At 72.2% G+C, this 23,769-nt stretch carries 12 protein-coding genes; all 12 read left to right on the top strand.

Features of this window, described 5'->3' with window-relative positions; genetic code table 11:
- The first annotated feature begins 169 nt into the window (after positions 1-169).
- The 12 genes from H577_RS0108720 to H577_RS0108775 all read left to right on the top strand — a co-directional run bounded on the left by H577_RS0108720 (position 170) and on the right by H577_RS0108775 (position 23,754).
- Positions 170-1,270 (top strand): serine/threonine-protein kinase, encoded by a 1,101-nt coding sequence (locus H577_RS0108720; protein WP_342664747.1) that lies wholly within the window; start codon positions 170-172, stop codon positions 1,268-1,270.
- Complete coding sequence (locus H577_RS15755) at positions 1,263-7,550, top strand: Ig-like domain-containing protein (protein WP_156876595.1); 6,288 nt, start codon at positions 1,263-1,265, stop codon at positions 7,548-7,550. Before H577_RS0108720 ends, H577_RS15755 begins: the two co-directional genes overlap by 8 nt.
- Positions 7,551-7,593: 43 nt before the next feature.
- A complete protein-coding gene (locus tag H577_RS0108730; protein ID WP_029145640.1) occupies positions 7,594-8,559 on the top strand; it encodes an AAA family ATPase in 966 nt (321 codons plus the stop codon).
- A 532-nt stretch (positions 8,560-9,091) separates the two neighbouring features.
- Positions 9,092-10,552 (top strand): DUF58 domain-containing protein, encoded by a 1,461-nt coding sequence (locus tag H577_RS0108735; protein ID WP_084516015.1) that lies wholly within the window; start codon positions 9,092-9,094, stop codon positions 10,550-10,552.
- Positions 10,549-13,065, top strand: a complete 2,517-nt coding sequence (locus H577_RS15760) for a transglutaminase-like domain-containing protein (RefSeq protein ID WP_245570367.1) — start codon at positions 10,549-10,551, stop codon at positions 13,063-13,065. The genes H577_RS0108735 and H577_RS15760 overlap by 4 nt, the downstream gene beginning before the upstream one ends.
- 13 nt (positions 13,066-13,078) lie before the next feature.
- On the top strand, positions 13,079-14,797 hold the full coding sequence (locus tag H577_RS0108745; RefSeq protein WP_051191888.1) for a DUF5684 domain-containing protein: 1,719 nt from the start codon (positions 13,079-13,081) through the stop codon (positions 14,795-14,797).
- Position 14,798: 1 nt separating this feature from the next.
- Positions 14,799-15,827: a hypothetical protein gene (locus tag H577_RS0108750; protein ID WP_029145643.1), complete on the top strand. Its 1,029-nt coding sequence runs from the start codon at positions 14,799-14,801 to the stop codon at positions 15,825-15,827.
- 301 nt (positions 15,828-16,128) lie between these two features.
- On the top strand, positions 16,129-16,497 hold the full coding sequence (rpsL, locus tag H577_RS0108755) for a 30S ribosomal protein S12 (protein WP_029145644.1): 369 nt from the start codon (positions 16,129-16,131) through the stop codon (positions 16,495-16,497).
- A gap of 5 nt (positions 16,498-16,502) precedes the next feature.
- Entirely contained in the window at positions 16,503-16,973 is a 471-nt protein-coding gene (gene rpsG / locus H577_RS0108760) for a 30S ribosomal protein S7 (RefSeq protein WP_029145645.1), read from the top strand.
- Between the two features lie 110 nt (positions 16,974-17,083).
- Positions 17,084-19,198, top strand: coding sequence for an elongation factor G (gene fusA, locus H577_RS0108765; RefSeq protein ID WP_029145646.1), 2,115 nt, complete (start codon positions 17,084-17,086; stop codon positions 19,196-19,198).
- Positions 19,199-19,374: 176 nt separating this feature from the next.
- Positions 19,375-20,565 (top strand): elongation factor Tu, encoded by a 1,191-nt coding sequence (gene tuf / locus H577_RS0108770; RefSeq protein ID WP_029145647.1) that lies wholly within the window; start codon positions 19,375-19,377, stop codon positions 20,563-20,565.
- A gap of 384 nt (positions 20,566-20,949) precedes the next feature.
- Positions 20,950-23,754 (top strand): vWA domain-containing protein, encoded by a 2,805-nt coding sequence (locus tag H577_RS0108775; RefSeq protein WP_029145648.1) that lies wholly within the window; start codon positions 20,950-20,952, stop codon positions 23,752-23,754.
- Positions 23,755-23,769 lie beyond the last annotated feature (15 nt).

Raw genomic sequence — 23,769 nt, forward strand, 5'->3', positions numbered from 1 at the left:
GCCGCCTGTCTGCGCACGCGACCGGGCGATTTGTTACGATTGCCGGGCCTGGCCGCCGTGTGCGCGCACGCGGTTCGGGTGCACGGCGCACCGGCGCCCGGGCAACACACGGGGTGCGCGCAACGGATGGGGGTCCGGGATGCCGAAGCGCGTGCCTTCGAGCCCGCCCGTGCTCCCCGGACTGACCTTCGTGCGTCCGCTAGGATCGGGCGGGTTCGCCGACGTGTTCCTCTATGCCCAGGACATGCCCCGTCGGCAGGTGGCCGTCAAGGTGCTGCCGGCAGGGGTGCACGACGCCGACATGCTGCGCATGTTCAACGCCGAGGCCGATGTGCTCGCGCACCTGTCGGCGCACCCGTCGATCGTCACCGTGTACCAGGCGGGCATCTCGGCTGACGGCCGGCCGTACATCGTCATGGAGTACTGCCCGGGCTCGCTCGCCCAGCGTTACCGCCGCGAACGGCTGCCGGTCGACGAGGCGCTGAGCATCGGCGTCCGCATGGCGAGCGCGCTCGAGACCGCGCACCGAGCCGGCCTGGTGCACCGCGACGTGAAGCCCAGCAACATCCTGATCACCACCTTCGGCACGCCGGTGCTGGCCGACTTCGGCATCTCGTCGACGCTCACCCCGCGCCGCGGCGACGAGGTGCTCGCGATGAGCGTGCCCTGGAGCGCCCCCGAGGTCATCGCCGAACAGTCCGCCGGCACCGTCGCCAGCGAAGTGTGGGGGCTGGGGGCGACCGTCTATTCGCTGCTGGCCGGCCACAGCCCGTTCGAGCGACCTGAACCCGGTCAGAACTCGCGCGACCAGCTGCGCCGCCGCATCCTGCGCGCCACGTTCCCGCCGATGACCCGCGCCGACGTGCCCGCGCAGGTGCAGCAGGTGCTCGCCGTCGCGATGGCGCGCGACCCCGACGACCGCTATCCGAGCGCGCTGGCGTTCGCACAGGCGTTGCGCGACGCTCAGCACGGCATGGGCTTTCCCCCCACGCCGCTGGAGGTGGCCGTCGACGAATGGGTGCCCGGCGACGTCACCGTCGATGTGACGGATGCCACACCCCGCGGCCCGCAGATCACCTCGGTGCCGCACGCCTCGCGCCGCCGCCCGAGCGAGCCGGCACCGTTCACACCGCGCGACGAAGACACCGACATCTCGGCGCCCGGCGGCGGGCGACGCCGCGTCGTCTGGCCGTGGATCGTCGCCGCCGCGGTGGCGGGCGCCGCCGCCGTGCTGGTCGTGTGGGCGCTGCTGACCGGGAGCGGTGTCTGACGTGCGGCGCCGCTCGGTGATCGTCGCCGTTCTCGCCTCGGCCGCCGTTCTCGCCGCCGTCGTGGCGATCAGTGTGGTGTGGCCGGGGCTCGACGCCCGCTCCACCCCGCCGCAAGACACCGCGGTGTGGGCGCTGCAGACCGGTGACGGCCGCCGCTACGCCCGGGTGAACACCGCCATCGGTGAACTCGACACCGTCCGCAGCGTCGCCAACCCGTCGGCGGTCGCGCAGACCGACCGCGGCGCCTACCTGTTCTCAGAGAGCTACGGCAAGCTCACCCGCATCGACGAGGCGACCCCCGCCGACCTCGACGACGCCACCCTGCGCGAGTCGCCGTCCACCCCGGCCGGCACCGTCGAGGTCGCCGTCGCCGGCGACTACGTCGCCTACCGCACCGACGGCGGCGCCGTGTACGCGGGCACGCTCGCCGGCGGCGAGGCCGTCGAGATCGACCCCGCCGGCGGCCGGGCGAAGGATGCCGCGCCCTTCGGCGCCCGCGCGGTGACGGTCGACGACGCCGGTGTCGTGTACGCGTATTCGAAGGATGCCTCAGCCGTGGTGCGCTACCGCATCCCGGACGGCCGCGTGCTGGGCACCGATGCCGTCACCGCGCCGCCCGACGGCCAGACGGTCGGGCTCACCGCCGCGGGCGGCACGTGGTTCCTGGTCGACCCCGACCAGGGCAGGGTGTGGCGCCGCGGCGGCGACGGTCCGGTGCAGGTGCGGCTGGTCGGCGACGTCGCCTACGGCCGGGCCCGCGCCGACGGCGACGCCGCCTGGGTCGCCGACGACACCGGACTGGTGCGTCTGCCCGTCGACGGGCAGGCGCCGCAGCGCGCGTTCGGCGGCGAGACCGCAGACCTCGGCACGCCCGCGCGCCCCGTCGTGGACGGCGGCGCCGTGCACGCCGCGTGGCTGGGCACCGACGCGGGCACGCTGTTCAGTTCGACCGCGGGCGAGCGCCGGCTCGACTACGGCGGCGCGCAGCTGGGCGACGACCGCAAACCCGTGTTCGCCGGCAGTGGCGATGCGCTGATCCTCAACGACACCCGCAGCGGCTGGGTGTGGAATGCCCGCACCGCGGTGCTGCTGCCCTCGAGCCAGGACTGGTCGCTCGACGAGCGCACCGCCCCCGAGAATGCACCCAGTGACGAGCAGGCGCAGGTGGTGATCGACCCCAAGCCGCCGGTGGCCGAGCCCGACGCGTTCGGGGTGCGCGCCGGGAGCCTGGTGAGCCTTCCGGTGCTGCTGAACGACCACGACCCGAACGAGGACGTGTTGAGCATCGACGCCGCCGACGTGTCGGGGCTCGACCCCGGTTTCGGCACCGTGTCGGTCACCGACGACGGGCAGCGCCTGGCCGTGCACGTCGCCGCGGGCGCCACCGGTACGGCCACCTTCCGCTACCGGGTCACCGACGGCACCGCCGCCGACGGGCTGTATTCGAAGCCGACCACGGTCACCCTCACCGTCACCGGATCGACCGAGAACCGCGCCCCGAAATGGTGCGGTGTGGCCGGATGCCTCGCCCGCTGGCCGTCGCCGCAGGTCGCGCCCGGCGGCACCGTGACCGTGCCGGTGCTGGGCGGCTGGGTCGACCCCGACGGCGACCCGCTCATGCTGGTCTCGGTCACCGATGCGACCGGTGTCGGGTCGGTGGCATCCACCCCGGCCGGAGACGTCGTCTACCAGCACACCGACGCGTCGATCGACGAGCCGCAGGTCGCCCAGCTGAAGGTGACCGTCGGCGATGTGCGCGGCGCGACCAGCACCCGCACCCTCACGGTGCGGATCACTCCGAAACCCAAACTGACCGCCGAGTCGTTCACCGTCGTCCAGACGCAGGGCGCGGGCCTGAGCGTCGACGTGGGCGACCACGTCTCGGGAACGCAGGGCCGGCTTTCGCTCACGGCCGTGCGGGTGCTCGACGAGGCCGGCGCCGAGGCGGTGGCCACCTCGGGGGGCACGTCGTTCGACTTCACCGCCGGCACCCCCGGCGTGTACCGGGTGGCCTACACGGTCACCGACGGGCAGAGCGAGGCGTCGGCGACAGCCCGCATCACCCTGCTGCCGGCCGACGCTCCCGCGCAGCTGGCCACGGCGCCGGTGGTCGCGTTCGTGCACCCGCAGCAGGATGTGACCCTCGATGTGTTCACGGCGGTGAGCAACCCGACCCGGCGGGTGCTGCTGCTCAGCGACGTGAGCCCTCGCCCCGCCGACGGGGCGAGCATGTCGGTGGATGTGGTCGGGCAGAACTATCTGCGCATCTCGGGCAGTACCGCCGACGGTGCCCCCGGGCGGCTGGGCACGGTGCGCTACATCGTGTCGGACGGCACCGACGACGCGGGCTCGCGCGTGGCCGGTGAGGCGACCGTGTACCTGCTGCCGGCCGGCGACGACCTCGCCCCGATCGCCGTGGACGATGCGGTGGTGGTGCGCGCCGGCGCGCAGGTCGACATCCCGGTGCTCGACAACGACGTGGCCGCCTCGGGCGGCACGATGATGCTCGACCCGGGGTCGGTGCGCTCGTCGACGGCCGGTGCGCTCGCGTTCGCGTCGGGCCGCGTGCTGCGCTATCTGGCGCCGTCGAAGCCCGGCGACTACCGGGTGGAGTACTCGGTGTACGCGGCCGGGTCGCCCGCCCTGGCCGACACCGCCGTGGTGCGGGTGAAGGTCATCTCGGACGCCGCCAACCGCGCCCCCCGGCCCCGCGCCCTGGTGGGACGTGTGCTCACCGGGCAGAGCACGAGCATCCCGTTCCGTTCGTTCGGGGTCGACCCCGACGGTGACGACGTGGCCCTGGACCGCATCCTCAGCCAGCCCGCCAGCGGGTCGGCGACGATCTCGGCCGACGGCGAGTCGATCGTGTACACGAGCGTCGCCGGGTTCCACGGCCAGGTGTCGTTCACCTACCGGGTCGCCGACGCGTTCGGGGCCACCGGCACCGCGACCGTGCGGGTGGGTGTGCTCGACGAGCAGGCCAATCCGAGCCCGGTGACCTTCACCGACTACGTGCAGCTGCAGGTCGGCGCCGACAACTCGGTGCGGGTCGACCCGCTCGCCAACGACATCGACCCCACCGGTGGTGCGCTCACGCTCACCGCGGTGCGCCCCGATGCCGTGGCCACCCTGCTGGACGGTGCGCCCAACCCCGAGTACGAGCGGCTGGAGGGCCTGATCGCCGCGGTCGACGGCCATCAGGTGCGTATCCGGGCGGGTACCGCGCCCGGCAGCATGTCGTTCCTGTACGACGTGGCCAGCAGCACCGGCAACACCGGTCGTGGGCTGATCGTCGTCAAGGTGGTGCGTGACGCCGTGCCCGACTATCCGGTGGTCACCGACACGGTGCTCACCGCGGCCACCCGCGAGCGGTTCCCCGCCGGGGTGGATGTGGTCGCCGGCAAGGTCGCCTGGACCGGCGGCGACGTCGATGACCTGACCCTGCGGTTGTGGGGTGAGCCCGACGGCATCACGGTGGCGGGCCACCGCATCGCCGGTGCGCTGCCCGAGCACTCGCAGATCGTGCCGTTCTCGGTCAGCGGCGTCACCGCAGCCGGTGAGAAGGTCACCTCGTACGGGTTCGTGCGCATCCCCGGCGAGCACGATCTGACGCTGGCGCTGAAACCCGATGTGAAACCGCAGAAGGTGACCGAGAAGGATGCCGTCACCTTCGACATGGCGAAACTGGTGAGCATGCCCACCGGCGCCACCCTCGAGGTGGGCGACGAGGTGTCCGCGTCGAAGGCGCGGCACCAGGCATCCTGCACCCGCGACGGGGGGACGACGGTGCGCTACGACGCCGGCGAGGGCGCCCCGTGGACGGACGCCTGCGTGGTGCCGGTGCGCCTGGCCGGCCAGCACGAGTGGACGTACCTGTCGGTGCCGGTCGCGGTGTCGGCGCTGGCCCCGGTGCCGGTGCTGGCCTCGGCGTCGTTGACGGTGGGCCCGGGCGCGCAGGCCTCGTACGACCTGACCAAGCTGACCACGTGGCAGGGCCGCACCGACTGGGACCGCATCGCGTACAAGGTGTCGTACACCGGGCACGACTTCACGCTCGCCCAACACGGACACACCATCACGGTCACCGGCGCCGACGACGCCCGCCCCGGCGACGAAGAGATCGCCGTGGTCGAGGTGACCAGCCACCCCGGGGTCACGCCGGCCCGGTTCGTGCTGCGGGTGGGGGCGGTGCCCTCGACGCTGCCGCGCGCGGGCACGGTCGCCAAGACCTGCTCGCAGGCGTCGGGCTCGTCGTGCACCGTCGAGGTGATCGGCGCGTCGGGCGAGGTCAACCCGCTGCCGCGCACGCCGCTGCAGGTGACGGCGGTGCGCACGGCCGGCACCTGCACCGGGGTGGGCTTCGAGGTGGCGGATGCCGCGCACGTGCGCGTCTCGTGGACCGGCGACACCCCGGGGCAGACGTGCACGGCGTCGTTCTCGGTGCGCGATGCGCAGGGGCGCACCACGGCGGGTGAGCGCGACGGCCGCGTGCTGCTCGACCTGCAGGGCTACCCGAAGGCGCCGGCCGCGCTCGTGCAGTCCGGCTACGACGACGGTCAGGTGACGCTGCGGGTGGATGCCGGTCCGGCCCGGGCCGCGTATCCCGCGCTGACCGGGTTCGTGGTGCGCTGGCGCGGCGATGTGGTCGCCCGCTGCGCGCCCGACGGCACGTGCCCGCAGATCGCGGCGCCCAACGGTGAGCAGCGGCGGTATGTGGCGACCGCGGTGAACGCGGTGGGCGAGTCGGCCGGCCAGGCGGCCACCACCGCGTGGGCGTACGACGCGCCGGCGGCGCCCGAGAAGGTCACCGCCGCCCCGGTGGTCACCTCGGGCGAGGGTGGCGTCGTGTCGGTGCGGGTGGACGGCATCGACGCCACCTCGACCGCCCGGTTGCGCATCACCAGCGACAGCGGTGACAGCCTCGAGGTCGACGTGCGGCGCGGCCAGTCCAGTGCGGTCATCCCGAACTACCGCATCGGCAGCAACCAGCAGACCGCGCTCACCGTCACGCCGCTGTCGCGGTTCACGCTGCCGCCCGGGTTCGACGGGTCGACCGAGGGGCAGTCCACCAGCATCCTCGCCAACGGGGTGGGGGCGCCGCGCAGCCCGAGTCTGACGCTGACCCCGACCTCCAGCGACGCCGAGCACGCGACGATCCAGGCCACCGGTTCGGCGACCGCGAACGGGGCGGGCTCGACGATGCGCTACGGCATCGTGCTCGACGGCGACCGGTGCGTGGCGACCGACGAGGTCGCCGACAAGAGCTTCGACGTGGACGCCGGGCGCACCTACACCTACCGGTTGTGCGCCGAGTCGTTCGTGGGCACGACCTCTTTCGGGCGCGTCGAGACGACCGCGCAGACCACCGCCCGGGCCGGTCGCGGACCCCACGGCTACCATTTCGTCGTCGCGGCGACACCACACGTCGACGAGGGCGCACGCCGTGCGGAGTGGCGCATCGACGCCGACCCGACCTCCGACGAGCAGGTGCCGCGGTGGGCGACGGTGCGCTTCAGCGGGCTGAACTCGACCGTGTTCGACCGCGACCCCGGCATCGAGGTCTGGTACGACTACGGCCTGTTCTCGGGCCCGCACAGTCCGGTCACCGCCGCCGACGGCGGCGCGCCGTACCAGGTGTGGGCGCAGTGGCAGTTGGCGGTCTGTAAGGGCGGACAGAAGCTGCAGGCGACCGGCAGCTCGAGCGGCAACCAGGCGACGGTCTCGTTCGACTACTCGCACGCCGCCTACAAGGACGTGTACGGCAACACGCTCACCGTCGGCACCGCCGGGGTGGTGCCCGACTACGCCGTGTCGGTGTCGGGCATCCGGGTCAGCGTCGCGTGGAACCGATGGGGTTTGGGCTGGACGAACCAGACGGTGACCTTCGGGGGCGGCTGCGACCCCAAGACGCTCGCGGCACCGACGATCTCGGCGGCCGAGGGCAAGGCCGACGGCGTGCACCTCACCTGGTCGTCGGTGGCCGGCGCGACCGGGTACGTGCTGCAGCGCCGCGGGTCGGACGGCTCGTTCACGACCGTGAAGACCCTGACGGGCACCACCTACACCGACGACGTCGACGCCGCGAAGGCCTGGCAGTATCGCGTGAGCGCGCGCAACGACCACGCGGCATCCGACCCCTCGCCGACCGTGACCTCGTCGACCTACGCGCCCGCCGACTCCGGTGGATCGACGGGCGACGACGCGGGCTCCGGCTCGCAGCCGGGCGACGCGGGCTCAGGGTCGCCGCCCGGCGACGCGGGCACCGGCGGGTCACCGTGACATCCCTCCGCACTTCTTTCAGAACACCGACCAGGAGCACTGCATGACGATCCCCCAGGAACAGGCCACGTGGTTCGCCGACACCTTCCGCGCGCTCGCCGACAACGTCGAACACGCGGTGCTCGGCAAGCGGCACGTGATCGACCTCGTGCTCACCGCCATGCTCAGCGAGGGGCATGTGCTGCTCGAGGACGTCCCGGGCACCGGCAAGACCTCGCTGGCGCGGGCGCTCGCCCAGTCGGTGCGCGGCACGAACACCCGCATCCAGTTCACGCCCGACCTGCTGCCGGGCGACATCACCGGCATCACCGTGTACGACCAGAAGACCGGGGCGTTCGAGTTCCACGCCGGCCCGGTGTTCGCCAACATCGTGCTGGCCGACGAGATCAACCGGGCCAGCCCCAAGACGCAGGCGGCGTTGCTCGAGGTGATGGAGGAGGGCAAGGTCACCATCGACGCGGTGACCCGTGCCGTCGGGGTGCCGTTCCTGGTGATCGCCACGCAGAACCCGGTGGAACAGGCCGGCACCTACCGGCTGCCCGAGGCCCAGCTCGACCGGTTCATGCTCAAGACCTCGCTGGGCTACCCCGACCACGCCGCCACGGTGCGCATCCTCGACGGGGCCGCGGTGGCCACCGCCGACCTCGAACCGATCGTCACCCCGCAGACGCTGGTCGACATGGCCGATCTGGCCCGGCAGGTGTACGCGAACGCGCTGGTGCTCGACTACATCGCCCGCATCGTGGATGCCACCCGCTCGGCCGAGCAGGTTCGGCTGGGCGTCAGCATCCGCGGTGCGCTCGCCCTGACCCGGGCGACGCGCACGCGCGCGATCGCCGAGGGGCGCACCTATGCGACGCCCGACGACGTGAAGGCGCTCGCCGTCCCGGTGCTCTCGCACCGGCTCATCCTGCATCCCGAGGCCGAGTTCGACGGCGTCACCGCCGAGGCCGTGGTCGGCCAGGTGCTGCTCGATGTCGCCCCGCCCACCAGCCGCGAGGTGGCATGAACCGGTTGCGTGCGCGCGCGGCCCGCGCCGGGTCTCAGAACGTGCCGGTTCGGGGCGTGGCATCCGGCACCTTCTGCGACCCGCGTTGGGGTGGGTCGCAGAACGTGCCGGTTGGGGATGCCTCATCCGGCGCTTTCTGCGACCTACGCGCGACCGGGTCTCAGAACCTGCCGGTTCAGGGTGTGGCATCCGGCGTCTTCTGCGACCCGCAATCGAGCGTGTCTCACAACCCGCGACGTGCGCGGCCCCGACGTGGCACTTTCTGCGACCCGCACTCGAGCGTGTCTAACAACCCGCGACGTGCGCGGCCCCGACGTGGCGCTTTCTGCGACCCGCGCCTGAGCGTGTCTCACCACGCGGCCGGGTCGCAGAACGTGCCGGTTGGGGATGCCGCATCCGGCACCTGCTGCGACCTGCGCCGGGGCGGGTCTCACAACGTGCCGGTTCGGGGTGCGGCATCCGGCATCTTCTGCGACCTGCGCCCGCGCCGTTCGCGCACCACGCCGCCCGCCGGGCGGCCCCGGGGGCGCGGATGAGTCGAACCGAACCACCGCTCACGCGCCGTCGTGCCCGCGGCGGCGACCGCCGCACCGACGGTCGCCACCGCTCGGCCGGACTGTCCGACACGGTCAGCAGCACGCTGACCGCGCCGGACGGCTCCACGACCGTGCGCACCCGCGTCGCCGACCGGCGACGCGGGTGGCTGGTGGCATCCGTCATCGCCGTGCTGGCCGCCGCGCGTCGCGCCCGTTCCGCCGGCGAGGTCGCCGCCCGCTGGCTGGGCGAGACGGTCAACCCCGCCGGCTGGCTGGTGCTGGCGTTGGGCACCGTCGGGGTGGCGCTGGGGTGGGCGTTCGGCTGGGTCGAGGTGCTCGTGGCCGGTTTCGCGTCCCTGGTGCTGCTCGCGATGAGCGCGCCGTTCCTGTTCGGTGCGCGCGGCTACGACGTGTCGGTGCACCTCGCGCACGAGCGCGTCGTCGCCGGCGACCCGCTTCACGGCGAGATCGTCATCCGCAACGTCGGAACCCGCACCGCGCTGCCCGGGCGCATCGACCTGCCCGTGGGCGACGGGCTGGTCGAACTGGGTGTGCCGCTGCTGCGGCCGGGCCATCAGGCCGCCCGGCCGGTGTCGATCCCGCCGCTGCCGCGCGGGGTGGTGACGGTGGGGCCGCCCACCGCGGTGCGCACCGACCCGGTCGGGCTGCTGCGCCGCGAACACGAGTGGGACGAACGGCACGAGATCTACGTGCACCCGCGCACCGCCGCGGTGCCCGCCACCAGCGCCGGTCTGATCCGCGACCTCGAGGGCCGGTCGAGTCGGCGGCTGGTCGACGCCGACATGTCGTTCCACGCCATCCGTGAGTACGTGCCGGGGGATGCGCGTCGGCAGATCCACTGGAAGTCCACCGCCAAGACCGGCCGGCTCATGGTGCGCCAGTTCGAAGAGACCCGCCGCTCGCGCCTGGCGGTGGTGCTCAGTCTGGCCGAGTCCGAGTACGCCGGAACCGACGAGTTCGAGCTCGCGGTCAGTGTCGCCGCCTCGCTCGGCGTGCAGGCGGTGCGCGACGGACGCGACATCGACGTGGTCACCGGCGCTGAGATCCCCCGCGTGGTGCGCGGGCGCATGCGGTCGATCGAGGTGCTGCAGGCCGGCACCCCGCGCGGCCTGCTCGACGGGTTCTCGCGGCTGGACGCGCACGAGAGCACCATGCCGCTGGCCGAGGTCTGCCGGCTCGCGGTCGAGGCGTCCGACATGCTCTCGCTCGCGTTCCTGGTGTGCGGGTCGCAGACCACCCCGCTGCAGCTGCGTCAGGCGGCGCTGGCCTTCTCTGCCGCGACCGCGGTGGTCGCGGTGGTGTGCGACCAGGCGGCACCGCCGCGCACGCGGCCGCTGGGCGAGCTGACCGTGATGACCGTCGGTGTGCTCGACGACCTGCCCGCGCTGCTGCTGCGCGGCGCCCAGTCGTCGGCCGGCGCGGAGGCCGTCTCATGAGCCGCCGTCGCGCAGGCTCCGCCGTCGCCGGTCGCACGCCGAGGCGCACTCGCCGCACACCCCGTGCCGGGGGCGGGTGGGATGCCGCGGCCCTGCGCGGCGCGCATGTCGCGACCGGCACCGGGTACGCGCTGGCGATGGCCGCCGTCGCCGCCGTGGCGGCGTGGCCGATCTACGCCGATCTGCGGTTCGCGGTGCTGGCCGCCGTCGCGGTTCTGGCCGCGATGGTCGTCTCGGTCGCGGCGACCCTGTGGCGGTGGCCGGGATGGCTCACCGCGCTCGCCGCGGTCGGCGCGTTCGTGCTGCTGGGGGTGACGATCGCGGTCCCGCCGGCGTCGCCGGCCGGCATCCTCTCGTCGTTGCGCGATGTCGCCGCCGGTGCCGTACTCGGCTGGAAAGACCTGGTGACCGTCGATCTGCCGGTGGGCGGCTACCGCAACCTGCTGGTGCCGGCCGTGGTGGTGTTCCTCGGCGGCACGCTCGCCGTGCTGCGCCTGGGCTGGCGTCCCGCCCGGATCGGGGCGGCGGCCGCCCCGATCGCCCTGTCGATGACCGGGTTCGGGCTGTTGTTCGGCCGCACCGTCACCAGCTTTCCGCTGACCCTGGGCCCGGTGACCGTGCCCGCACCGCGTGAGATGGCGTGCGGCGCGGCCGCCCTGGTGTTCTCGCTGGCCTGGCTGTCGTGGCGCCTGTCGGCGGCCCGGCGCGAGGCGCTGCGCCGCGCGGCCGGCACCAGCGGGGTGCGTGTCTCGCGCCGGCGCACCGGGTCGGATCTGCGTCGCGGCGCCCTGGCGGCGGGCATGGTCGCGGTCGCGGTCGCGGTCGGCGCCGTGCTTGCACCCGCCGTCGCCGAGGGGCGCACCCGCGATGTGCTGCGGACCGGTGCCGGTCCCGAGCAGGCGATCAGCCGGGCGATCACGCCGCTCACCGACTACCGTGCGAACTTCACCGACGCCGCGTTCACGTCACCGTTGTTCACGGTCACCGCGCTCGACGGGGCGCTGCCCGACCGCATCCGTCTGGCGACCCTGTCGCAGTACGACGGCACCAGCTACCGGGTCGCCGACGGCGGCGCGCAGTTCGTGCGGGTGCCGTCGCGGCTGTCGGTCGACCCGGGCCGGGCGGCGACCGTACGCATCGACATCGGCGGGTTGCGCGGCATCTGGCTGCCCACCTTCGGCTCGCTCGCCCAGGTGCGTTTCGCGGGTGCGGATGCGGCATCCCACGCCGACGCGTTCTATTACGACGCCGCCGCCCGCGCGGGCGTGCAGACCGACGGTGTGCACGCCGGCGAGCAGTATGAGGTGACCGCCACCACGGCGGCGCCGCCCGCGCTCGAGACGCTGCGCGCGCCCGGGGCCGCGCCGCAGGTGACGGTGCCCGAGAGCGTGAAGACGTGGGTCGAGAAGCAGGATGCCGGTGCCGACGGCGCCGCGCTGGCGACGCTCGTGAAGCGGCTGCGCGAGCGCGGCTACCTCAGCCACGCGCTGAGCGTGCCCGCCGCCGGTGCGGCCTGGACGCGGGCGCTCGGCGACGGGTACGTGTTCCAGCCGAGCACGGCGGGGCATTCCCTGGCACGCATCGACACGATGTTCCGTCGGCTGCTGAGCGCCGAGGACGCCGGGGCCTCGCCGGTGGCCGCGATCGGCGACGACGAGCAGTTCGCGGTCGCGGTCGCCGTCATCGCCGAGCAGCTCGGGTTCCCCGCCCGCGTGGTGGTGGGGGCGCGGTTGACGCCCGTCGACGACGACACCCCCGCCTGCCGTGACGGGGTGTGCACCGGGGGAGACCTCACCGCGTGGACCGAGGTGAGGGCGGCGACCGGGGACTGGGTGCCGATCGACGTGACCCCGCAGCACACCGAGGGCGCCGAGAACACCGTGGCCCGGCAGCGCGACCCCGAGAACCCGACCGATGTGCGGCCGCGCAGCGCCCAGCAGGTCGAGCCGCCGGACCCGACCCGGCAGGAGTCGAACGAGTCCGGACGGCACCCCGACGACGGGGCGAGCCTGGAGGGCCTGTGGGTGTCGTTGCGGATCGCCGGCCTCTCGGCGCTCGGCGTGCTGCTCGTGGTCGGACCGTTCGGCGTGATCCTGCTCGCCAAGGTGCTGCGGCGCCGGTCGCGGCGGCAGGCGCCGCAGCCGGCCGAGCGCATCACCGGCGGCTGGGAGGAGTACGTCGACGCGGCCGTCGACCACGGCCTGCCCGCGCCCGGCACACAGACCCGGTCCGAGGTGGCCGCCGGCTACGCCACCGCCCATGCGGCGGTGCTGGCCGCCGAGGCCGACCGGGCCGTGTTCGCCGCGTCGCCGCCCGCCGCCGACGACGCAGAACGGTTCTGGGCGATCGTCGACCAGGAGCGCCGGAGTCTGCGCGAGGCCCTTCCGCTATGGCGTCGCGCCCTGGCGGCCGTATCGTTGACATCGTTCGCGCGCGGATTGAGACCGCGCGCCGACCGCACCCGGCGTGGCCGGGACCGCAACCCGAGGGGAGAGGACGCACAACGATCGTGACGTCCGCGCAATCATGAACGACAGCACCATCGCCGCCGCAGCCACCGGGTCCGTCCTCGTGTCGCTGCTGCTGACCGTCGTCGTCTACGTCTGGGTGGCACTCGCGCTGCAGGCCGTGTTCCGCAAGACCGGCGAAGAGGGCTGGAAGGCGTGGGTGCCGCTCTACAACATCGCCACCCTGCTGCAGCTGGGCGGATTCAGCGGATGGCTGGCGCTGCTCTCACTGGTGCCGGTGGCGAACGTCGTGGTCTATGTGCTCGTGGTGATCACCTGCCACAAGCTCAACATCGGGTTCGGGTACGGCGCGGGCATGACGGTGCTGGCCGCACTGCTGTTCCCGGTGTGGGCGAGCGTGGTGGGCTTCTCGAGCGCACGCTGGGTCGGCGCCGCGCCCACGCATCGCGCCGGGCCGGTGCGCGGCCAAGCGCAGCCGGCGGCGCACGCGCCGGGCGCACCGCGCGCTCTCGCGTGGCAGGCGGCATCCGGCGACGCGGACCTGGCATACGCCCCGCAGGTGGCGGCCACACCGGTGCCGCCGATGCCTCCGCTGCCGCCCCGGCCGGCGGCCCCGGCCGAGCCGGTCAGCAGCGTGCCCGGGGTGACCGGGCCGCGACCGGGTGCGGCCGCTGCCCCGGTGCCGGGCGTGCCGCTGCACACCGTGCCCGGCCGTGAGCCCGTGCTGATCTCGCCCGACGAGGTCGGCACCGACACCGACTCGGCCGCCGTGTACCCGCCGGCGGTGGCGCCGCGGCCGGCCGTTCCCGCCTCCGGCGAGGCGACGGATGCCACACCCCGGCCCGCGGCAGGTGCCGCCGCCGCGCACCCTGCCGACGCCGCGGCCGACCGCCCGGCCGCGCCGCCGTACGCCCCCGCCGTGTTCGACTCGGCACCGCCGCGGTACACACCCGACCCGTACGCCCCGGCCCCCGCCGCCGGTACCCCGGCGGACCCGTACGCCCCGGCACCGGCCGCCGGCGCCCTGCCCGACCCGTACGCTCCGGCCCCCGCCACAGGCACCCCGGCGGACCCGTACGCCCCGGCACCGGCCGCCGGCGCCCTGCCCGACCCGTACGCTCCGGCACCCGCCACAGGCACCCCGGCGGACCCGTACGCCCCGGCACCTGCCGCGGGCGCTCCGGCCGACCCGTACGCCCCGGCACCCGCCGCGGGCGACCCCTGGGCTCCGGTGCCGGCCGAGCCGTCGACGCTGCGCCCGGCCGAACCCTACGGGTTCTCCGACACGTCGGGCGAGGTCTCGGCGGTCGCGGGCGCCCCCGTGCTCGGCGCGCCGATGTCGGCCCGCTCGTCCGTGTCGGCCCTGCGCGGCGAGCCCGAGCTGCCCGAGCCGCCGGAGGCCGACGCGGTCTTCGACGAGACCGTCATCGCCGCCCGCAAGCGCCCGGCCTGGGTGCTGCTGCCGCCGCTGGGCGCACCGATCCCCGTGCATCAAGAGGTGCTCGTCCTCGGCCGCCGGCCGAGCTTCGACCCGGCGTTCCCCGCCGCTCAGCTCGTGCCGATCGCCGACGAGACCCGCACCATGTCCAAGACGCACGCGCGTCTCGAGCTGGACGGCGGCACCTGGGTGATCACCGACCTCGACTCCACCAACGGGGTGGTGCTCATCGACGACGACGGCACCGAGATCGAGGTCGCCCCCGGCCGCCCGATGCCGATCGTCGAGCGCTTCCTGCTCGGCGACGCGGAACTGTCCCTGGTGCGCGAAGGCGTGTGACATGATCGGCGACCCCTCGCCCGACGACGCCCCCGGACCGCGCCGACGCGGCATCCCGATCCTGCCCGACGACACCGAGACGACGGATGCCACCGGCCCCCGCCGCCGCGGCACCGCCGGGGCAGGCGAGGCCGGAGCCGGTGACCCGGGTCCGCGCCGACGCACCGCCGCCGCTCCGCAGAGCGAGACACCCGGACCGCGCCGCCACGGCGCCGATCCCGGCCCGATGCCGCAGACTGCGCCCGGCACCACCGCCGGCATCGACCATCCCGGCACCACCGCCGGAGTCGATCCCGACGATGAGACCGTCGTGGTGCGCCGCCGCGGCATCCCGATCCTGCCCGACGACATCGAAGACACCGACGACACTCTCGTGCGGCATCGACGCGGCAGCGGGCCCTCCGCCGACGAGATCGCCCTCGCCGACCAGACGCTCGTCGTCGCCCGGCGGCCCCGCCGCGCCGCCGTGCCCGGCGATCGGCGGGACCGGGACGATCCCCACGACCTCGACATCACGGTGCACCGGGAGAGGGCGCCCGGGCCGGCCGACCGCCCGCCGACCGCCTCGCAACCGCTCGACCCCGACGACGCGCTGCGGCTGGGCGCCGCCTCGGACGACACCGTCGTCACCCGGCGACGCACCGAACCGCCCCGGTTTGCCAGTCCCCGCCGCGCCACGCATCGCGCCGCCGCGGCGCCGCCGCGCAGCGTGCCCGACCTCGTCACCGGCGACCGCGTGGCGCCCGACCCGACCCGGCGGCCTGTACCCCCGGCATCCACCCGCGCCGCCACCGGCGGCACCGCCGCCCAGGCCATCTACCGGCCGCGCCCGCCCGAGCCCGCCCCGCTCGAGCGCGCCCCGGTGCCGGCGCGCAGCGCGCCGTCCGTCGGTACCGACGTCCCCGTCGCGGGCAGCGCCGTCCGCCGCCGGCGCCGCACGGCGCTGCTGCTGGCCGGTGCCCTCGTCGTGCTGATCGTCGTGGTCGCCGGCGCGATCGCGCTGCTGTCCGGCATCCCGCCCATCCCCTGAGGCGGCACCGCCGCGCGTTTGACCGCCCCGCCCTCCGGCGCGTATCATTGACCGGGTGTGCGCTCATGCGCTCCTTGTGCCGTGCCTTCGCAAGTCGGGGCGGAAGCGGGGGCCCGGGCCGCACATCTCAGGGACCGGCCTGCGAACAGGTCACCCCCACGGCATATCCACCACGACACGCGCGACGCGATCGCGTCGGGCCCGGTGGGTCCACGTGAGCCCGCGACACCGGATCAGCAGATCGGATGCCGCGGGGGAGACACGAAGCTGTCACCGTGCAGCACAACAGAGAAGGAAGAACGTGCCAACCATTCAGCAGTTGGTTCGCAAGGGGCGCACGCCGAAGGTCTCCAAGACCAAGGCGCCGGCGCTGAAGTCGAACCCGCAGCAGGCGGGCGTGTGCACCCGCGTGTACACCACCACGCCCAAGAAGCCCAACTCGGCCATGCGCAAGGTCGCCCGTGTCAAGCTCCGCAACGGCACCGAGGTCACTGCGTACATCCCCGGCGAGGGCCACAACCTGCAGGAGCACTCGCTGGTGCTCGTGCGCGGCGGCCGTGTCAAGGACCTGCCGGGTGTGCGCTACAAGATCGTCCGCGGCGCCCTGGACACCCAGGCCGTGAAGAACCGTAAGCAGGCTCGGTCCCGCTACGGCGCGAAGAAGGGTTGAGATAGATGCCTCGTAAGGGTCCCGCCCCCAAGCGTCCCGTCGTCAACGACCCGGTCTACGGCGCGCCCGTCGTCTCGCAGCTGGTCAACAAGATCCTCGTCGACGGCAAGAAGTCCCTCGCCGAGTCGATCGTCTACGGCGCCCTGCAGGGCGTCGAGGCCAAGAGCGGTCAGGACGCCGTCGCCACGCTGAAGAAGGCGCTCGACAACGTGCGCCCCACCCTCGAGGTCAAGAGCCGCCGCGTCGGCGGCTCGACCTACCAGGTTCCGGTCGAGGTCAAGCCGCACCGCGCCAACACGCTGGCGCTGCGGTGGCTGGTCAGCTACGCCAAGGGGCGTCGCGAGAAGACCATGACCGAGCGTCTGCAGAACGAGATCCTCGACGCCTCGAACGGCCTGGGTGCCGCGGTCAAGCGCCGCGAAGACACCCACAAGATGGCCGAATCGAACCGCGCGTTCGCCCACTACCGCTGGTAACACACATCCCCCGGTCGCCCGCGAGGCCCGCAGGGCCGGGTCGAGACGCGTTTCGACCCGCGGCTGACGCCGCTCGCCGGGCGACCGAGTAAAGACAAGGAAGACATCCCGTGGCACAAGACGTGCTCACCGACCTCAAGAAGGTCCGCAACATCGGCATCATGGCGCACATCGATGCCGGCAAGACGACGACGACCGAGCGCATCCTCTTCTACACGGGCGTCAACCACAAGATCGGCGAGACGCACGACGGTGCCGCCACCACCGACTGGATGGAGCAGGAGCAGGAACGCGGCATCACCATCACCTCCGCCGCGGTGACCTGCTTCTGGAACGGCACCCAGATCAACATCATCGACACGCCCGGCCACGTCGACTTCACCGTCGAGGTGGAGCGTTCGCTGCGCGTGCTCGACGGCGCGGTCGCGGTGTTCGACGGCAAGGAGGGTGTGGAGCCCCAGTCCGAGACGGTGTGGCGCCAGGCCGACAAGTACGACGTGCCGCGCATCTGCTTCGTCAACAAGATGGACAAGCTGGGCGCCGACTTCTACTTCACGGTCTCGACGATCGTGAACCGACTCAAGGCCAAGCCGCTCGTGCTGCAGCTGCCGATCGGCGCCGAGAACGACTTCGTCGGCGTCGTCGACCTGGTCGAGATGCGGGCCCTGGTGTGGCCCGGCGACGCCAAGGGCGACGTGACCATGGGCGCCAAGTACGAGGTGCAGGAGATCCCCGCCGACCTCGCCGACAAAGCCGCCGAGTACCGCGAGAAGCTGCTCGAGACCGTCGCCGAGTCCGACGAGCACCTGCTCGAGAAGTACTTCGGCGGTGAGGAGCTGTCGGTCGCCGAGATCAAGGGCGCCATCCGCAAGATGACCGTCGCCGGCGAGCTGTACCCGGTGCTGTGCGGTTCGGCGTTCAAGAACCGCGGCGTGCAGCCGATGCTCGACGCGGTGGTGGACTACCTGCCTTCGCCCGAGGACGTGCCGGCCATCGAGGCCCACGACCCGAAGGACGAAGAGAAGATCATCGAGCGCCACCCGAGCCGCGACGAGCCGTTCGCCGCGCTGGCGTTCAAGATCGCCGTCCACCCGTTCTTCGGCCGTCTCACCTACGTGCGCGTGTACTCGGGTCACATCGACTCGGGCGCGCAGGTGATCAACGCGACCAAGGGCAAGAAGGAGCGCATCGGAAAGATCTTCCAGATGCACGCCAACAAGGAGAACCCGGTCGACTCGGTGACCGCCGGTCACATCTACGCCGTCATCGGCCTGAAGGACACCACCACCGGTGACACCCTGGCCGACCCGGGCGCGCCGGTGGTGCTGGAGTCGATGACCTTCCCCGAGCCGGTCATCGAGGTGGCCATCGAGCCCAAGACCAAGGCCGACCAGGAGAAGCTGGGCATCGCGATCCAGAAGCTGGCCGAAGAGGACCCGACGTTCCGCGTCGAGCAGAACGCCGAGACCGGCCAGACCGTGATCAAGGGCATGGGCGAGCTGCACCTCGACATCCTGGTCGACCGCATGAAGCGCGAGTTCAAGGTCGAGGCCAACGTCGGAAAGCCCCAGGTGGCGTACCGCGAGACGATCCGCAAGGCCGTCGAGCGTCACGACTACACCCACAAGAAGCAGACCGGTGGTTCGGGCCAGTTCGCGAAGATCCAGTTCGCGCTCGAGCCGCTCGAGGTCACGGCCGAGAAGACGTACGAGTTCGAGAACAAGGTCACCGGTGGCCGCATCCCGCGCGAGTACATCGAGCCCACCAACCAGGGCTTCCAGGACGCCATGCAGGTCGGCGTGCTGGCCGGCTACCCGATGGTCGGTGTGAAGGCCACCCTCATGGACGGCGCGTCGCACGACGTCGACTCGTCCGAGATGGCGTTCAAGATCGCCGGTTCGATGGGCTTCAAAGAGGCCGTCCGCAAGGCGAACCCGGTGCTGCTCGAGCCGCTCATGGCCGTCGAGGTGCGTACGCCCGAGGAGTACATGGGCGACGTCATCGGCGACCTGAACAGCCGTCGCGGGCAGATCCAGGCCATGGAGGACGCGCAGGGCGTGAAGGTCGTGCGCGCGCTCGTGCCGCTGTCCGAGATGTTCGGCTACATCGGCGACCTGCGGTCGAAGACCAGTGGCCGTGCCGTCTACTCGATGGAGTTCGACAGCTACGCCGAGGTTCCTCGCGCCGTGGCCGACGAGATCATCCAGAAGAACAAGGGCGAGTGATCGCCCGGATGCCGCGGGCCTGCGCGTGAACGATCGCCCGGCCCGCGGCATCCACCCCCGACAACTTCACATCAAAGAACCAGAACCCTCTCTATTACACTGAGAGACATCCCCGTAGCGAGCCGGTCGCAATCCAGTGCCCGGATTCCCTACACGACCGTCCTGAGGAGGACCCAGTGGCTAAGGCCAAGTTCGAGCGGACCAAGCCGCACGTGAACATCGGAACGATCGGTCACGTCGACCACGGCAAGACCACGCTGTCTGCCGCGATCTCCAAGGTGCTTGCCGACAAGTACCCGTCGGACGTGAACGTCGTGCGCGACTTCTCGTCGATCGACTCGGCTCCGGAAGAGCGTCAGCGCGGTATCACCATCAACATCTCGCACATCGAGTACGAGACCCCGAAGCGCCACTACGCTCACGTGGACGCCCCGGGCCACGCCGACTACGTCAAGAACATGATCACCGGTGCCGCTCAGATGGACGGCGCGATCCTCGTGGTCGCGGCGACCGACGGCCCGATGGCGCAGACCCGCGAGCACGTGCTGCTGGCCAAGCAGGTCGGCGTGCCGTACCTGCTGGTCGCGCTGAACAAGTCCGACGCGGTCGACGACGAAGAGATCCTTGAGCTCGTCGAGCTCGAGGTCCGTGAGCTGCTGGCCAGCCAGGGCTTCGCCGAGGACGCCCCGGTCGTGCGCGTCTCGGCGCTGAAGGCGCTCGAGGGCGACGAGAAGTGGACGCAGTCGATCCTCGACCTCATGCAGGCCGTCGACGACAACGTGCCCGACCCGGTGCGTGACCGCGACAAGCCGTTCCTGATGCCGATCGAGGACGTGTTCACGATCACCGGTCGTGGCACCGTCGTCACCGGCCGTGCCGAGCGTGGCACCCTGGCCATCAACTCCGAGGTCGAGATCGTGGGTCTGCGCCCGACGCAGAAGACGACCGTCACCGGTATCGAGATGTTCCACAAGCAGCTCGACGAGGCCTGGGCCGGCGAGAACTGTGGTCTGCTGCTGCGCGGCACCAAGCGTGACGAGGTCGAGCGCGGCCAGGTCGTCGCCAAGCCGGGTTCGGTGACCCCGCACACCGAGTTCGAGGGCACCGCGTACATCCTGTCGAAGGACGAGGGTGGCCGCCACAACCCCTTCTACACGAACTACCGTCCGCAGTTCTACTTCCGCACCACCGACGTGACCGGTGTCATCACGCTGCCCGAGGGCACCGAGATGGTCATGCCCGGTGACACCACCGACATGAAGGTGGACCTGATCCAGCCGATCGCCATGGAAGAGGGCCTCGGCTTCGCGATCCGTGAGGGTGGCCGCACCGTCGGCGCCGGCACGGTGACCAAGATCATCAAGTAAGTCCTGCGCGACTGAACCGTCAGGGGCCGGATCCTTCGGGATCCGGCCCCTTTCGCATGTCCGCGCCCGGAGCGGAGAGCCCGCGCACTCAATTGTTTACGCTCTAAGCTCCTGTCAGCGAAGACGCGATGTCTGCACAGGCATTATGCATATAGCTCCGGGCCGTATCGCAATGCCCCGCACATAAGGTGGAAGTGTTCGACGGGCCACGGGTTCTGGGAGGTCCAGGCACATTCGTCGGCGATTCGGTGACGCATGAATTCCGTGCGCACACCCGAGACTGGGGTCAGGGATATGTCGATAGGCACACCACACAGCTTTCCACCGACGTGCGACGAAATGCGCCGTGAAAAAGAAAGCAGATCATTACGGCGCCGGTATTGGATGCGCGGCGGCATCGCATCGATCGCCGTCACCGCGCTGCTGATCGGCGGGGGAACCTCGGCGGCGATCGCGCTCGACGACGGCACGCCACCGACAGCGCCGTCGATCCCGATTCACCCGCAGCCGGCGCCGCCGGCCACCGACCCGGCGCCGGCCGAGGCCGAGCGGCCGGCCGCGCCTGAGCAGCCGGCCGCGCCCGGGCAGCCGGCCGAGGTCGGCGAGACCGACACCGACGCCGAGACGCCTGACGCGGGTGGCCCAACCGGCGGTGCCGCCCTCGCGACGCCCACCCCCTCGAAGGCGCCCGCCGCGCGCCCGGCGGCCAAGCCCGCCACGATCACGGTGCACACGCAGGTGTTGCGCAACAGCACCGAGCACCTGCAGGGCGCCACCTTCCGGCTGCACGACGACACCCACGGCGCACCCGGTGCGGCCGTCACCGACAGCTGGGCCACCTGCACGGTCGGCACCGGGGCCCGTTCGTGCGACATCACCGTGCCGGCCGACCACGTGAACCGCACCTACTGGGTGGTCGAAGACAAGGCCGCAGCCGGCACCTATGCGCTCGGCGAGATCGCCACGGGCGGTGCCACCGGCAACCTCACCGCCAAGCCCTACCCGGGCAGCGCGGGCAAGGTCGCCTCGGGTGCGCACATCAGCGTGCCGCGCACGTCGGGTGTGGGCACCGACCTCGCCGGCATCGGCACGACCGTGAACGGACTGGTCAACCCGACCGTGGCACCCACCTGTTCCGGGGGCCTGACGGTCGGCCTCGTGCTCGACCTGTCGAGCTCGATCGACGCGACCGAGGCACGCAGTTACGCCGCCGCGATCAAGGCGCTCGTGAACGCCCTGGCCCACCAGCAGGGGCAGATCTCGATCGACACGATCACGTTCCACAGCACGGCGACGGCACAGCCGAACCTCAGCGGCCCCGCGAGCAGCGCGCTGGCGAACCGGCTGTCGGACTACCTGCTGAACACGCACAATTACGCAGCGGCGACGAACTGGGATGCCGCGTTGCAGCTCGCATCCGAACGCCACAACGATGTGGTGCTGATGGTCACCGATGGTGCACCGACCGCAAGTCGTTCGCACGCGGCCGACAGTGTGCGCGTCATGCACGTCGAGAATGCCGTGCTGTCGGCGAATGCCGTGAAGAACGCCGGAATGCCCGTATTGGCGGTCGGCGTCGCCCTTCCGAAGGGGTCGGACACGAACCTGCAGGCGATTTCAGGAAAGCGCGACGGCGAGGACTATTTCATCGCGGAATGGGAGCAATTGGAGACCAAGCTCGCCAAGATCGCACTGGGTCTGACCTGCCAGGTGCCGCTCAGCGTCGACAAGACCGAGGTGTCGGCGCTCGGCACCGAGCGTCCGCTGGCGGGCGGATGGCACTTCGACGCCACGCGCAGCGGCGACGGCACGCTCAGCGCCGCGCCCGGTTCGGACGGCACGACCCCCGCGGGGGGATCCGCCACCTGGATCCAGCGCTTCACCGAAGAGGGCCAGCGCGCCACGGTGACCTTCACCGAGACGCCCAAGGACGGCTGGGTCTTCGACAGCGTGGTGTGCACGGGCGCCACCCCGACGCACGAGCCGGGCACGAACACGTGGACTGTCGGCGTCGGGCTGCACGACGCCGTGGACTGCACCGTGCGCAACCGCGAGTCGCGCGCCGCAGACATCACCGTCGACAAGACCTGGGTGATCGACGGCACCGCCTACGACGAGGGCGCCCAACCCGACGGGTTCTCGGCGCAGCTGAAGCTCACCGGCCCCGCCGGCACAGGTGCCACCGATCAGCCGTGGGGCAAGCCCCGCACCGGTTACCTGGTGGGGCAGTCCACGACCCTGTCCGAGCAGGTCACCCTGCCCGGCGGTCGGCAGTGCACGGCGAGTGCCGGCACCATCACCGAGCTGAACGGAAAGCCGGTGAACCTGCCCGTGGGCAGTGTGCAGCTCACACAGACGCACACCACGGTCAGCGTGACCAACACCGTCACGTGCGACCAGCGGCTGACGCTGGTCAAGAAGGTGGACGGCAGCGCAGACCCCCGACTGTGGACGCTCACCGCGACCCCGCCCGGCGGCACCGGCGGCGCCGGTCTGAGCGGCACCACCGGGGTGACCGGGCCCGTCGTCAGTGGCATCCGTTACACGCTCGCCGAAAGCGGCGGCCCGGCGACCTACGTGCCGGCCGCGGACCGGCCGTGGATGTGCGTCGACGACCGCACCCAGGGTGTCGTACCCGTCGACGGCGCGCACACCGTGACGCTGCAGCCGGGCCAGAACGTGACCTGCACGGTCACGAACACCACGGCACGGCTGACCCTGCTCAAGCATGTGGCCGGCACGGGCCTGCAGCCCGAGTGGTTCGAGCTGACCGGCACCCCCGCCGCGATGGGCGGCCTGACCGCCGCCACCGTGACCGGCGCCGACCTCACCCCGGGTGCGGGGGTCGACCTGAGCGCACAGACCGTCGAGGTGCGACCCGACTGGGAGTACCGCCTCAGCGAGCAGCTGGGCGCCGCGGCATCCGGTGCCGACGTGCCCTACCTGCAGACGAGGCTGCAGCGCTGGGACGGTGCAGCGTGGGTGGATGTCACCGACGCGACCGTGCGCGTGGCGCCGGGCGAGCACGCCGTGTACCGGTTCGTGAACGAGGCGGTGCCGGCGGTGACCCTGCCGCTGACCGGCGGGACCGGCAGCCTGCTGTTCGTCGTGCTGGGCGGCGGCGGATTGGCGATCGCGCTGGCGCTGCTGGCGGTGCAGCGCCGCCGCGCGAGAAGGGACGCACAGTGACGGCGGCCTGATGTG

The sequence above is a fragment of the Microbacterium luticocti DSM 19459 genome, assembly GCF_000422405.1.
GTDB classification, from domain to species: Bacteria; Actinomycetota; Actinomycetes; order Actinomycetales; family Microbacteriaceae; genus Microbacterium; species Microbacterium luticocti.

Coding starts and splice junctions, on each gene's coding strand:
- H577_RS0108745 (WP_051191888.1), top strand. CDS start 13,079: ATGAACGACAGCACCATCGCCGCCGCAGCCACCGGGTCCGTCCTCGTG.
- H577_RS0108775 (WP_029145648.1), top strand. CDS start 20,950: ATGCGCGGCGGCATCGCATCGATCGCCGTCACCGCGCTGCTGATCGGC.
- H577_RS0108750 (WP_029145643.1), top strand. CDS start 14,799: ATGATCGGCGACCCCTCGCCCGACGACGCCCCCGGACCGCGCCGACGC.
- H577_RS0108730 (WP_029145640.1), top strand. CDS start 7,594: ATGACGATCCCCCAGGAACAGGCCACGTGGTTCGCCGACACCTTCCGC.
- H577_RS15760 (WP_245570367.1), top strand. CDS start 10,549: ATGAGCCGCCGTCGCGCAGGCTCCGCCGTCGCCGGTCGCACGCCGAGG.
- rpsG (WP_029145645.1), top strand. CDS start 16,503: ATGCCTCGTAAGGGTCCCGCCCCCAAGCGTCCCGTCGTCAACGACCCG.
- H577_RS0108735 (WP_084516015.1), top strand. CDS start 9,092: ATGAGTCGAACCGAACCACCGCTCACGCGCCGTCGTGCCCGCGGCGGC.